We start from the raw sequence: 13,008 nt of genomic DNA, 5'->3' as shown, positions 1-13,008 counted from the left end.
TTAGTTGTTTTCCTCTGGTTTTTTTGCATCCGTTTGCGCAGCCTCTAATGAATGTGCAACACGAGCTTGGCGTTGATGCTCTAAAACAAGTGCGCCAATACGTTGCTGCTGCAATTCACGCAAACCATTTTCTGCGTTTTTAAGCGCGGGCTCCGATGAATAACTCACTGGTGATGCAGTACCTGTAAAAGGTGTTGTTTGCAGCAATGGAATTTCGCTTTGTTGCGCGCCATCGCCCTGTGGCAACATATTTACGCCTACAATAGCAAACATAGCAACACTTGCTGCAATCGCAAGTTGTGCCACTGGCTTGCGCCAATTAAATGCCACAACTTTATTGTTGTTTATAGTATCACTTTGCGGCGCAGATTGCGCTTTAGACTGACTGAAATCTGTATATACTGGTTCGCTTTCGAGTGCTAACGCAACACGCTTGCTAATATCAATATGAATATCGCTGTGATCTTTTTGAGCTCGCATTGCATCACCAATTAACGCATAACGGCCAAAGGTAGCAACGTCTTGCTCTGCAATTTTTGCATCTGCTAGTTGTTGCTCGCCGTCAAGTAATGCAGATAACGATTCGTCATCTAACCTGTTAACGTGTGCTTTTATCATACTAAGACTCGCCTATTCATGGGTTTAATTTGTTATCAATTGCTTCACGGGCACGAAATATACGCGAACGTACCGTCCCGACTGGGCAATCCATTACCACAGCTATTTCTTCATAGCTCATCCCTTCAATTTCTCTGAGGGTGATTGCGGTTTTAAGATCTTCAGGCAAACTATCAATCGTATTAAAAATAACAGCGCGTACTTCTTCGCTCAGCAGTAAATTTTCAGGAGATGCGTTAGAACGCATTGAGTCCGCGCAGTCATAAAACTCAGCATCTTGTGCGTCTATATCACTTGCTGGCGGTTTACGCCCCTGAGCTACTAAATAATTTTTAGCACAATTTACTGCAATACGGTACAACCAAGTATAAAAGGCACTATCGCCCCTAAAGTTAGGAAGCGCACGATAAGCTTTTATAAACGCTTCTTGTGCTACATCTGCAATATCACCCTGATTTGACACATAACGTGAGATCAAACCGGCAATTTTGTTTTGATACTTCTTTACTAATAGGTTGAAGGCGTTTTTATCTCCTTGCTGAACCCTTTTTACTAGCGCTAAATCTTGATCCTGCTCGCTCATTCGAGCCGGTACTCCTGTATCTAATTTTTGCTTATCATTCATAGTGTCGCCATTGTTCACAGATACTCTGACTCTTACATGAATAAAAAGTTCTGCTTTATATTGTTTTTTTATTAAATAGTCGTAAATAACCGTAGTTAGAGCCAAAATTACTACTTGGTATGATGGCAAATATGATACAACTACCACTATTGAAAACAAACATTGCTCTATATGGGCATTGTAACCGCAAAGTACCTCTGACATGAACCAAAATAAACATCACATTGCAGATGTCGCTATTATCGGTAGCGGCGCAGCGGGCTTATCACTTGCCTTATCTTTAGCTAACTATTGTAACGTTACCGTAATCAGTAAGGGAGCACTCACTGAAGGTTCCACACTCTATGCCCAAGGTGGTATAGCCGCGGTATTTGATAAGAAACATGACAGTATAGAATCACATGTGCAAGACACGCTCGATGCGGGCGGTGGCTTATGCGACAAAGAAGCAGTGCACTATACCGCTAGTAATGCCCACGATTGTTTGCAATGGTTAATTAATCAAGGCGTACCGTTTGATATAGAGCTGGATAGCCATGGTAAAGAGCGTTTTCATTTAACGCGTGAAGGCGGCCACAGCCACCGACGCATTTTACACGCCGCCGACGCTACTGGTAAAGCCGTACAAACTACATTAATCAGCCAAGTTCAAGCCCACAAAAACATCACCCTGTTAGAGCATTACAACGCCATTGATTTAATTACAGATAAAAGCGGCAATAAAGCCAGCTCGCATATAAATGGCATGTATGTATGGAATAAAAACGCCAAAAAAGTAGAAACAATTGCGGCTAAATTTGTTGCTTTAGCTACAGGTGGTGCTAGTAAAGTGTATTTGTATACTTCAAACCCTGATGTCTCCAGTGGTGATGGTATTGCTATGGCATGGCGTGCGGGTTGTAGAGTGGCGAACATGGAATTTAACCAGTTTCATCCAACCAGTTTGTACCACCCTGAATTACAAAACTTTTTAATTACCGAAGCAATGCGTGGTGAAGGCGCTTATTTAAGACGCCCCGACGGCAGCCGATTTATGCACGAGTTTGATGAGCGTGAAGAGCTTGCTCCTCGCGATATTGTTGCTCGCGCTATCGACTTTGAAATGAAACGTTTGGGTGCCAATTGCGTATTTTTAGACATTAGTCACAAAGATAAAAATTTTATTATTGAGCACTTTCCCACTATATATGCAAAGTGTCTAAGTGTCGGGCTCGATATTACCAAAGATCCTATTCCTGTTGTACCTGCAGCGCATTATACCTGTGGTGGAGTAATGACTGACTTTAATGGTAAAACCGATTTAGATAACTTATATGCAGTAGGTGAAGTTGCTTATACCGGCTTACATGGTGCTAATCGTATGGCGAGTAACTCATTACTAGAGTGTATTGTGTTTGCCCATGCGGCTGCAAAAGACATTTTAAGCAAAATTGAACATGCACCAGAGCCCATTAATCTGCCGCACTGGGATGAAAGCCGCGTAGCTAATTCAGATGAAGAAATAGTGATTACTCACAACTGGCATGAACTAAGGTTGTTTATGTGGGACTACGTGGGTATTGTGCGCTCAACTAAACGCTTAGAGCGTGCACTACATAGAGTTGAGTTGTTACAGCAGGAAATACATGACTATTACGCTAACTTTAGAGTTAGTAATAACTTGTTAGAGCTGCGTAATTTGGTACAAGTTGCCGAACTAATTATTCGCAGTGCACTTGAGCGTAAAGAAAGCCGTGGCCTGCACTACACTATTGACTACCCAGAGCAAAACGCTAATCCAACACCTACTATTTTAACTCCACAGCGTTAATTGCATTAAGTGTGGCGCGTTTTAGGCGCGCATAGCTTTGTACATCAACACTATTGGCTGTAATAATCAGCCAATAGTTGTTATTAAAACCCTTAATATAAAGCCAAACACTGTTGCCAATTAAGCGGCTTTTAGCACTTATTTCGCCTTGAATTAACCGTGTGCTATTTTCAAACCTAAACTGCTTTGGGGCTAAAATAATAACGCCTTCGAGTGGCTGTACTGCCTGCATTTTTAGCCATACAAGTATGGCCGCTACAAAGTTAACAACTATGCAAAAAATGATTGCCTCAAGTGAACTTAAAAATAAGCACAGCAATAATGTTAAAACACAAAAAAAGACCACAATAGGTTTATGGTCTGTTTTGTTTGCTGTAACTGTAAACCTATACACGAACTCGGTCTAAAATAAGTTGCACCATGCTGTTGAGCTGCTCATCTTTACATTCTTTATGGCCCATAAACCAAGCAAATAAGTCAGGATCTTCTTCGGTAAGTAAACGCTGAAAAATAGCTTGCTGTTCAACGCTAAGTGAATCAAAAGCATCCTCTACAAAGGGCATAAACAATACATCTAGCTCTAGCATGCCACGGCGACAAGCCCAACGGATACGTGCTTTACTATGAATTTCAGTCATTTTAAACCTCATATTTAATTGACCTGAGTTTAACAAATACCAATTAATTTAGCAGCTCTTAATCACTTATTAAAATAATAAAAACCCGTACAGAGTTAGCTGCTGTACCCAAGGTTGTATCTACGTTATTATGTTACCTCATTAAATAGTCAAAGAAGGTGTTTATGTCGATTGTTCATGCGTGTGCTTTATCTCATCAGCTTATTAGCTTCTCTGGCGCAGATAAATTATCTTATCTTCACGGACAAATCACTCAGGATATCAACAAGCTAACCAACAACAATTATCTTTGGGCCGGGCACTGTAGCGCCAAAGGTAAGTTATGGGGCGTGTTTAAATTATTTTCTCATCAAGATCATTACTATTTAATTGGCTCTAAGGCTGAAGTGGAGTGCTCTTTAGCCGAGTTAAAAAAGTATGCGGTATTTGCTAAAGTAGACATTAACGTAGCACCACAGCGATTAATTGGTTTAATTAGCGACGACTTTACTGAGTTACTCACACAACTTAATATCGAATTTGCGGCGCAAGACATTGCATGCGATTTTAGCCATGGTAAAGCTCTTAAGCTTACCGGCAATCGACTTTTACTAATGGTAGATGAGCAATTTAACTTGCCTGATAACGTAGTAACGCTTGAAAACGATATGCTATGGCAACAAGCTGCTATTTTAGCCGGCGAGCCACAGCTTAATGAGCAAGCGATTGGTGAATACGTGCCGCAAATGGTTAACTTGCAAGCAATAGGTGGCATTAGCTTTAAAAAAGGCTGTTACGCAGGGCAAGAAACCGTAGCGCGAATGAAATACTTAGGTAAAAATAAGCGTGCTATGTATATCGTTTCAGGGCAAAGCGATGGGTTACTTACTGAGTTGGATCTAGAAAGACAACTAGGCGAAAACTGGCGCCGCGCTGGTAAACTTATCAGCCAGAGCTTTAATGAACAAAGTAAAACACTTACTGGCCTTGTAGTGTTGCCAAACGATACTGATGTTACTCAGGTACTTCGTGCAAAACACACTCCTTCGGTAGAGCTAAACATTCTTCCTCTACCCTACTCCCTTGAAGATGAATAAATAGGACTGACTATGATCGTTGCAGCAAACAAAGTGGTAAAAATGCATTATTCGGTATTAGATAATGACGGCAATACCATTGATAACTCGTTCGATGGCGAACCACTAATTTTTATTATTGGCACCGGCTATCTAATTTCAGGCCTAGAAAATGCTCTGCAAGGCAAACAAGCTGGCGACACGTTAAGCGTAAAAGTTGAACCTGATGAAGGTTACGGCGAACGTAGTGACAACTTAATGCAAGCTGTGCCTAAAGAAATGTTTGAAGGCATGGAAATTGAAGTGGGTATGCAGTTTCGTGCATCAACCGATGATGGCGATCAATCAGTCATGATCATCGACATTCAAGACGAAGAAGTTATTGTAGATGGTAATAACCCACTGGCTGGTATTACGCTTAACTTTAATGTAGAAATTTTAGAAGTACGCGATGCAACCGAAGAAGAACTAAGCCATGGTCATGTACATGGTGAAGGCGGTTGTGGTCACGGCCACTAAAATGCCCTAAGCAAATAAAAAAGCGCCTAAGGCGCTTTTTTTGTTACTAAACTCAATTTAATTACATTTAAACCGCAGCAGGTTTAGCATCATCGGTAGCTGCTTTAAGTGTTTCTGCAGGTGCTATTTTACCTTCAAGCGCTGTGAGTAAGCCTTGCTGATCATTAGTACCCACTCTGTATAAAGTGCCATCTTTAAGGGTAAGTTGAATAGCACTAAAACCAGACACTGTATATATCCAGCCATCGTGGGTAATACGAATACCAATACCATGACGATACGAGTTTTGCACCGCTTTAGCTTCTGCAATATCTGCAAGTGCAATACTTTGCCCAGCAACACCTGGACCAAATGCCCAACTAATATGAGTGTCATTTACTTTTACGGTTAAGCCATGAAACAAAAAACCCACCAGCACTAAAATACCGGCAAACACCATAAGTGGGCCATCAGCCCCAATTAAATTCCAGGCAAGGGCTACAAAGCCACCAATCCAGGCTAATACAAAAAATATAAATAGCGCATACTGCTTATGCTGATACATAACACTCTCAAAATTAAATAACGATACGATTAAAAATAAAACAACTTAAAAGCTATAAACTAATGTTGCGCTGAGCTCTGAGTCAAACTTGAGCTTATTTTCTTCAGGTTTGGAATTATAACGATACATATAAGCAAACTTAAGTGATACCCCACCAATTACTTGGCTGATCAAGGCTGTTTCTGATTTTAATCGTGAATTAAGCCCCGACAAAGACTGCTCTATACTTACATCTTGGTTAAAGCGCGTTCGCTCAGAAACCAACCGCTCCCATTGCATAGCAAAGCGCACTAAATAACCTACTTTGTTTTTATCATCTTCGCTAACATCAGACTGCTCCTCAGCCACAGAGCGATACAAACCAGGTCCTATATCAATATCAACTTTATTTTTAACGCCTTGGTAAACGCGCGCACCATAACCTGTTGCTACAGTACTTTTAAACGCTAGACCGCTAAATTTATCTTCTTCGTAATCGCCATAAATAAAAAATGAGGAATTCTTAACGCCTACTTTGTAGTTACCTTGCGCTGATATAAACACCCGGTTAGCGGTCACATCAGACTTTCCGGTGTCATCGTTATGATCGCGTTTGTATAAAGAATCTATTTTAAATTGATTACGCCAGCTTTCAAAATCTTGATAAAGGTTACCTTTGAGTTTAAAACTGGTCGAATTAGTATTGCCTTTACTTAATATAAAACCAAATTCGGTGTCGCCGTAAAGCATTTCGCCTTTATGTAAATCATGAATTTCTTCATCCGAGAGTTGTCCGTATTCATGAAAATCTTCAAAAGGATCGACAGCCCAACTTGGGCGGCAAACCATTAAAAAAATTAAGAATAAAAACTTACGCAAAACACTCTCTCTTGTAGGTGATCATAAAACAACTTTAACTAAAACTGAGTTACTCAGTCTCTTTCCATAAAATGTGACAAAAAGGCGCGTCTTTATCACGGCTAATTAAAATTTTAGCGAATAATACATCGTCATTTTCAAATTCTAAGCCTACTAACACCTGCAAAAAATGATCAGCTTCAACTTCTAGAGCAACAAAATCCTGCCATTGCTCATCGGGCTCGCCCTCTTCAATAAAACCAAGTTCTTCTCTGTATTGATTAAAAGTTTCAACGTCTTGCTCATTCAGGTTGCTTGGTGCCAACTCTAAAAAAATATCGTACGCTTGATGAGTTGCTTCTTCTTCTGTGTATAAACGCGGGCCTGACATGAGTAGTTAACCTTTGAGCTTTTAAAGTATGATCATAATACCAAAAGTTATCGTTGTTTTGAGAAAAAAACGCTGAAAAAACTGACTTTCTTCAGTCTCTTAATTGTTATAAGTAAAATCAATCAATTGAGACCTGCCGCTGAGTAATAAATTCATTTTATTTTAGGGTCCGTTGACCTTTGCGGATTAAAATTTGTTCAAACTAGGGGCGATTTAATCACGGCGCGAGGTTTGTAACCTAGTGGGCTAAGTAAAAACCGAGCAAAGCTTCCGCGTCCTGCTCACGCCCCTTACCTACATCCATGTAGGCAACAAAGAGTCAATCGCCCCTAGGCAGAACCCTTCGAGCAGCGCATGTTTGGCATTGATGCTACGTTATCGCCTATTTATGGGGAATAACCACACCACATAGGCTCTGCCTTGCCTAAATACCAAACACACTGCTGCAAATTTAACCTTGAAAGATAAACAGACCCTAATCAACCACGCTCACTTTACTTAACTTAAATAACATCATAAGCTCAGGCAACAGGTCAGAGGAGTGCAAAATGATAAAGTTAGAAAAACAACAAGGCATTGCAATTGTCACACTAAGCAGAGCTCAAAAACAAAATGCTTTAAGCTTTGCTATGTTTGTTGAGCTTAATAAAATAATAAAAAAGCTTAAAAAAGATCGCAGCATCCGCGCCGTAGTTTTAAAAGGCGATGGCGATCACTTTTGCGCGGGGTTAGATATAGCCGCAGTTATGGCGTCGCCGCTTAATATTATTAAATTATTATTTAAATGGTTACCTGGCAATAAAAATTTAGCCCAGCGGGTAGTGTTGGGTTGGCAATCGCTTAGCGTGCCGGTTATTGCACAAATTAATGGCAACTGCCTTGGCGGTGGATTGCAAATAGCACTCGGCGCTGACTATAGAATAGTGCACCACGATGCCCAATTTGCCATTATGGAAGCGCGTTGGGGATTATGCCCAGATATGGGGGCTAATGTTGTAATGAGCGGTTTAGTAAAACGCGACCAAGCACTATGGCTTGCCAGCCATGCTGATCCTATAAGTGCACTACAAGCAAAAGAGCTTGGCTTGGTCACTCAAGTAACTGATGACACCGAGGCCGCCACACAAAAAATGTTGGAAATACTATTAGCCCGCTCCCCCGACACTCTGGCGGCAATTAAGCGCGTTACCCAGCAAAGCTATAAAACTCAGCAACGCAACATACTCGCCAAAGAAACCTTTAGCCAAATTAGATTATTACTTAGCCCAAATACCAAAAAGGCAATTGCTAAAGCAAAGGGTAAAACCGATATTCATTATGCCAACCCTAAACGCTGGTAAGATGATGCATGCATAAATAACAGGGATTTGTTAAAGTTAAATTCCTGACTTTCCAATGAGCTCTCTAATGAAATATTTGTTAAGTAGCGCAATTATTTTACTCTGCTTAGCGGCGGCTAAATTCATTATGCACAGTATTGGCGGCAGTTTTCCTGCGCCTTTACTAGCAATGGTTATTTTATTGCTGCTACTGTTAACTGGCATAGTAAAAGAGCATCAATTAAAGCCCTGCGCTTCACCTATTTTAAATATTATGCCCATCTTTTTTATTCCTGCGGGGGTTGGCTTTATTGAGCACCTTGGCTTAATAAAGTCGCATTGGCCTTTTTTAGTTGCCATTGTATTGCTAGTCCCTATTAGTACCTTATTGTTAGTGAGTAGTGTTATTGCCTACTTTAAAGGACGCGTAAATAATGACTGAGCAACTAAAATCGCTAACAACACAACTAACCCCAGATTTATGGTGGCTTAGCGTACCGTTTATTATTGCGCTGTTTTTATTATTAAGGCTACTTAACCAGCGGGTTAAGCATGTTATTTTAAAATCACTTACTAACCCTGTATTTTTAAGTATAGCTATTATTGCTTTACTCTTGGTTAATTTAAACTTGCCTTACACTAAATTTGCTAGCCACAGCCAATTACTAAGTTGGCTGTTAGAGCCCGCTATTGTGGCACTAGCATTACCTTTATATCAGCAGTTTGTTCATGTACGTAAAAACTTACTCTTAATTGTAACCACTTGTAGTTTAGGGGTTATTAACGCCACTGTAGTGGCTTTTTTACTCAGCATGATATTTGCTGTACCCACACAACTTAGCGCCTCAGTTGCAGCATTGAGTGTAACAACCCCTATAACGCTAATTGTAACCGAGTCATTAGGCGGTATTGACTCGCTCGCCGCTGCCTTGGTTATTTTTATTGGTTTATTGGGTGCTTTATTTGGCTTTATACTTTTTAAACTAATTAAAATTTATAACCATGAAGCGCAAGGCGTTGCCATGGGTACTGCCTGTCACGCTATTGGCACCGCAGCAGCATTGGTTGAGCATCCTAAAATAGGTGCATTTTCATCGGTTGCCATGGCATTAAGTGCGCTTTTAACGGCTGTAATAGTACCGTTTTTATATCCAATCTTAGTCAACACTTTGCTATAGTTAGCAAAAATATTTAACAGCCATCTTAAGAGCATATATGATCAGCCCAGAAATAGAACAGTTTGAAAAATACTACGCCATGCTTACCGAGTATTTAGTTACCTATAGCATGCAAATTGTAGGTGCTATTTTCATACTCTTAATTGGCTTATGGGTTGCGCAAAAGCTTGCCAACGTAGTGGCTAATTTAATGGCTCGCCATAATATTGACGTCACGTTAACTAACTTTGTGAGTAACCTAGTTAAAGTGTTGCTCATAATAATTGTCATTATTATTGCGCTGGGCAAAATAGGCATTAGTGTTACCCCTTTCGTGGCCGCTATTGGTGCTGCGTCGCTTGGTGCGGGTTTGGCAATGCAAGGTATGTTGTCTAATTATGGTGCTGGCCTTGCTATTATTGCTACTCGCCCTTTTGTGGTTGGCGACACCATAGAAGTTAAAAATGTCAGCGGGCAAGTTAAAATAATAGAGCTGGGGCATACAGTACTTATTGACGAAGAAAAGGTAGAAATAACCATACCCAATAAGCATATTCTCGGTGAAATACTCCATAACTCGTTTAAGTTTTCATTGGTAAAAGGCGAAATAACCATTGCTTACAACGCGTGCTCAAATACCGCTGTTAAATTAATTGAAGATGTTGTGAATGGCCATGAGCTTGTGGCTAAAGTGCCCAATGCACAAATTGGTATAGAACGCTTTGCCGACAATGGCGTAACTATTAGCTACCGCTACTGGGTACCAACCACTAAAATAATCGAAACCAAGTTGGCTATTAATGGTGGGGTTTATAGCGCTATGAATAAAGCGAATATTGAAATACCTTTACCGCAGCGCATTGTTAGTATTATTAAAAGTGATTAATTTATAAACCTAAACCGTTTAAAGCGGTTTAGGTTTATCTATACTGGGGTTTAATTCAAGTTTAGGCGCACTCATACCTTTTAGTAATCGGCCAAAAATATCAGCCCCAGTAATAATGCGTTTTTCATCGCCCCATACCAGTACTACATCGTGCTCAATTGCCCCATCGAATGACTTGTCTAATGAATGACTGGCGCGAATTTTTAAAATAACGTCACTTAAGCGCATACTTTCATCGATCACTATTATTGGTCTGTGGCAAAAGTGGTACGGATCAAATGTGTCTGGCTCAAACAAAGCTGCGCGTAAAAAGCCATCCGCATCAACCACTAACAAAGGATCACCAGCCTGATTAGTAATAATTACCCAGTTGTAACCAGACTTGTGCAGTTTGCGTAAAAATTCATTATCGGCACTGAGTGTTAGTTCAGGAAATATTGGTAAATCAAGCTTGGTTGGTAACGCTATGATTGAGTCGGGATCTATCACTTCGCCTTCTTGAGTAACACTAATTTCATCTAAACTAAAAAAGTTAAGTGCACCAATACCTTCTACGTGCTGTACATCGGCTTCTTCAGCTTCTATGTGCTTACGAATAATGCCTCTGAGCTCACTCTCTGCAAAGTAGGTAATACCTTCTTTGCCTAACCAAGCATCGAGTATTAGCCCTGTAGGCTTAGCAACGACATAAAACAGTAATTGATAAAACTTAATTAACGGCGACAACATGCTGGCCATTTTTAACGCATTACGTGAAAAATACGCCTGTGGTGTAATTTCGCCAATAATAGTAATAGCAATAGTTGAGAATAAAAAAGAACTTGCACCCATTAATACCGAGTCAGAAAGTAAGGTCAGCAGTACGTTAATACCTACGTTTCCCCACAAAATAGTCGAGAGTAAAAAGTTTGAATCGTTACGCAGTGCCATTACTTTTATCGCAGCGGCGTTACCTTTACTACTTTCCATTTCGAGTTGTAATCTACTTAGCGAAGAAAACGCCAAGTTTAAACCCGAAAATATTGCTGACTGCGAAATACACAGTGCAATAGCACACCAAATCATGACATCAAAAGTCATTGTTTTTCCTATTTATTTACGCGTTCCTTGCGATACAAGGCACTATAACAGTAGCAAACTACCTAAACCTAAAAAGGTAACAAAACCAACTATATCGGTTACTGTAGTTAAAATAACTGAGCCCGAAAGCGCTGGATCTATTTTCATTTTATCTAAAATAGAAGGGATCACTACACCGGCTAACGATGCTGCAACTAAGTTAAGCAAAATAGCCACGGTAATAGTAATACTTAGCATAACGTCGTTAAACCACAAAAAGGTCAATGCGCCAATAACAAAAGCCCATACAAAACCATTTACCGCGCCCACTCTTAGCTCTTTTTTAAGTAGCGCTGCGCGGTTAGAGTCGGTTACCTGGCCAAGTGCCAAGCCACGTACAATAACGGTGAGCGTTTGACTCCCGGCAATTCCGCCCATAGAGGCTACTATTGGCATTAATACCGCTAAAGCCACTACTTGCTCTATAGTTGCACCAAACAGGCCAATAAACCACGAGGCTAAAAATGCAGTCGCCAAATTTATACCTAACCAAATACCTCGGTTTTTAGCACTTTTTCGCACACTCGCAAATAAATCTTCGTCTTCACGCAGACCACCCGCTTTAGCGGCAGCCTCGTCGGTTATTTCTTGGCGTAACTCATACGCTGAAGCAATGGTTAAACGGCCCAGTAATTTGTTATCAACATTAACAACCGGCATTGCCATTTTTTCGCTATGAATAACCACTTCCGCAGCTTCGTATAAATCATCATCTGCATGCAGCGATACATAGTCATGGTTTGCTAAAGTAATTAAACTGTCGTTGTCATTGGCTTTTATTAAATCATTAATTGCCACTTCACCAATTAAACTGCCCTTACGGCTCACTAAATAAATAACCTCTGTGAACTGCGGCAACCCTTTATGGAGTAACTTTTTAGCGCCTCCCGCGGTTAACTTTTCAGACACTTTTAAAAAGTCAAAACCTAACCAGTGACCTATTTGCTCAGAAGGGTATTGTTGCGCTAATTCATATTGCTTTGTTTGTGCTTCATCGAGTTGTTTTTTTGCATACTCAACAAATCGCTCAGGAATTACTTCTTCAAGCTCAAGCAGTTCTTCTACATTAACTTCGTCTAATAGTTTAAAACCCTCGCTATCATCTAAAGTTTGCAGTAACCATAAGGTGCTGTCATCGCTTAAATTAACAAATATTTCGTGTTGCGTGTCTTCATCTAACAACTGCCAAATTTCAAGGCGCTGCTCTTTAGGTATTGCTTCAAAAAGCAATGATAAATGCTCAGTTGATAATGTTAATTGTGCGTCTATTAATAACTTATTTTTGCGCTCTGTGGTGTCGCACTGTAATAAGTCATTTATGAGTTGGGGTAGTTTATCAACCGGATACTCAATCATCTTAAGCCTTAAAGTTTAGTAGGTTATATTAATAAATAGTCACTTATTAGTATGTATTGCTATTAGTGTAACGTAGCGGGCATAAAATATTGAAAAAATATGCAAACTCATCCGCTTTTTTCGCATTGTATGCG

General features: G+C 40.2%; 16 protein-coding genes. 7 read left to right on the top strand and 9 right to left on the bottom strand.

The genetic code is table 11. From position 1 onward, the window contains the following. Window positions 1-618, bottom strand: a complete 618-nt coding sequence (locus AAEZ18_RS00800; protein ID WP_350594279.1) for a sigma-E factor negative regulatory protein — start codon at window positions 616-618, stop codon at window positions 1-3. A 16-nt stretch (window positions 619-634) separates the two neighbouring features. Beyond that, complete coding sequence (rpoE, locus tag AAEZ18_RS00795; protein WP_350594281.1) at window positions 635-1,201, bottom strand: RNA polymerase sigma factor RpoE; 567 nt, start codon at window positions 1,199-1,201, stop codon at window positions 635-637. A 244-nt stretch (window positions 1,202-1,445) separates the two neighbouring features. On the opposite strand from rpoE, the gene nadB reads away from it, so the two are divergent. After that, window positions 1,446-3,053 (top strand): L-aspartate oxidase, encoded by a 1,608-nt coding sequence (gene nadB / locus AAEZ18_RS00790; protein ID WP_179807075.1) that lies wholly within the window; start codon window positions 1,446-1,448, stop codon window positions 3,051-3,053. Here the strand turns inward: nadB and AAEZ18_RS00785 are convergent. Next, window positions 3,031-3,399 (bottom strand): hypothetical protein, encoded by a 369-nt coding sequence (locus AAEZ18_RS00785; protein WP_041454661.1) that lies wholly within the window; start codon window positions 3,397-3,399, stop codon window positions 3,031-3,033. The two genes, nadB and AAEZ18_RS00785, sit on opposite strands and share 23 nt — an antisense overlap. A gap of 40 nt (window positions 3,400-3,439) precedes the next feature. Beyond that, window positions 3,440-3,691, bottom strand: a complete 252-nt coding sequence (locus tag AAEZ18_RS00780) for an FAD assembly factor SdhE (RefSeq protein WP_011327419.1) — start codon at window positions 3,689-3,691, stop codon at window positions 3,440-3,442. A 164-nt stretch (window positions 3,692-3,855) separates the two neighbouring features. Between AAEZ18_RS00780 and ygfZ the strand changes: the two genes are divergently transcribed. Further along, complete coding sequence (gene ygfZ, locus AAEZ18_RS00775) at window positions 3,856-4,767, top strand: tRNA-modifying protein YgfZ (protein ID WP_350593877.1); 912 nt, start codon at window positions 3,856-3,858, stop codon at window positions 4,765-4,767. A gap of 12 nt (window positions 4,768-4,779) precedes the next feature. Next, a complete protein-coding gene (locus tag AAEZ18_RS00770) occupies window positions 4,780-5,265 on the top strand; it encodes an FKBP-type peptidyl-prolyl cis-trans isomerase (protein WP_350593878.1) in 486 nt (161 codons plus the stop codon). Between the two features lie 67 nt (window positions 5,266-5,332). Here the strand turns inward: AAEZ18_RS00770 and AAEZ18_RS00765 are convergent, their stop codons facing one another. The 3 genes from AAEZ18_RS00765 to AAEZ18_RS00755 all read right to left on the bottom strand — a co-directional run bounded on the left by AAEZ18_RS00765 (window position 5,333) and on the right by AAEZ18_RS00755 (window position 7,037). After that, window positions 5,333-5,809, bottom strand: coding sequence for a hypothetical protein (locus AAEZ18_RS00765; RefSeq protein WP_086995032.1), 477 nt, complete (start codon window positions 5,807-5,809; stop codon window positions 5,333-5,335). Window positions 5,810-5,854: 45 nt separating this feature from the next. Further along, a complete protein-coding gene (locus AAEZ18_RS00760) occupies window positions 5,855-6,637 on the bottom strand; it encodes a DUF481 domain-containing protein (protein ID WP_086995029.1) in 783 nt (260 codons plus the stop codon). 79 nt (window positions 6,638-6,716) lie between these two features. Continuing rightward, window positions 6,717-7,037 carry an HI1450 family dsDNA-mimic protein gene (locus AAEZ18_RS00755; protein ID WP_011327414.1) on the bottom strand — a complete coding sequence of 107 codons (321 nt, stop codon included), beginning with the start codon at window positions 7,035-7,037 and terminating at the stop codon, window positions 6,717-6,719. A 548-nt stretch (window positions 7,038-7,585) separates the two neighbouring features. Between AAEZ18_RS00755 and AAEZ18_RS00750 the strand changes: the two genes are divergently transcribed. The 4 genes from AAEZ18_RS00750 to AAEZ18_RS00735 all read left to right on the top strand — a co-directional run bounded on the left by AAEZ18_RS00750 (window position 7,586) and on the right by AAEZ18_RS00735 (window position 10,399). Further along, window positions 7,586-8,377 (top strand): crotonase/enoyl-CoA hydratase family protein, encoded by a 792-nt coding sequence (locus tag AAEZ18_RS00750; protein WP_089367841.1) that lies wholly within the window; start codon window positions 7,586-7,588, stop codon window positions 8,375-8,377. Window positions 8,378-8,444: 67 nt separating this feature from the next. After that, window positions 8,445-8,798: a CidA/LrgA family protein gene (locus AAEZ18_RS00745; RefSeq protein WP_350593881.1), complete on the top strand. Its 354-nt coding sequence runs from the start codon at window positions 8,445-8,447 to the stop codon at window positions 8,796-8,798. Next, entirely contained in the window at window positions 8,791-9,534 is a 744-nt protein-coding gene (locus AAEZ18_RS00740; protein ID WP_350593883.1) for an LrgB family protein, read from the top strand. Before AAEZ18_RS00745 ends, AAEZ18_RS00740 begins: the two co-directional genes overlap by 8 nt. A 37-nt stretch (window positions 9,535-9,571) precedes the next feature. Continuing rightward, window positions 9,572-10,399, top strand: coding sequence for a mechanosensitive ion channel family protein (locus AAEZ18_RS00735; RefSeq protein ID WP_350593884.1), 828 nt, complete (start codon window positions 9,572-9,574; stop codon window positions 10,397-10,399). 18 nt (window positions 10,400-10,417) lie between these two features. Here AAEZ18_RS00735 and AAEZ18_RS00730 read toward each other — a convergent pair whose 3' ends face one another. Together AAEZ18_RS00730 and AAEZ18_RS00725 are read right to left on the bottom strand one after the other, a co-directional pair. Continuing rightward, window positions 10,418-11,479 carry a DUF21 domain-containing protein gene (locus tag AAEZ18_RS00730; protein ID WP_350593886.1) on the bottom strand — a complete coding sequence of 354 codons (1,062 nt, stop codon included), beginning with the start codon at window positions 11,477-11,479 and terminating at the stop codon, window positions 10,418-10,420. A 42-nt stretch (window positions 11,480-11,521) separates the two neighbouring features. After that, window positions 11,522-12,874, bottom strand: a complete 1,353-nt coding sequence (locus AAEZ18_RS00725; protein ID WP_350593889.1) for a magnesium transporter — start codon at window positions 12,872-12,874, stop codon at window positions 11,522-11,524. Window positions 12,875-13,008: the final 134 nt, after the last annotated feature.

Origin of the sequence: Pseudoalteromonas sp. 19-MNA-CIBAN-0066, assembly GCF_040308705.1 — a bacterium.
Classification (GTDB): domain Bacteria; phylum Pseudomonadota; class Gammaproteobacteria; order Enterobacterales; family Alteromonadaceae; genus Pseudoalteromonas; species Pseudoalteromonas nigrifaciens.
This window is presented reverse-complemented; position numbering and strand designations above follow the sequence as displayed.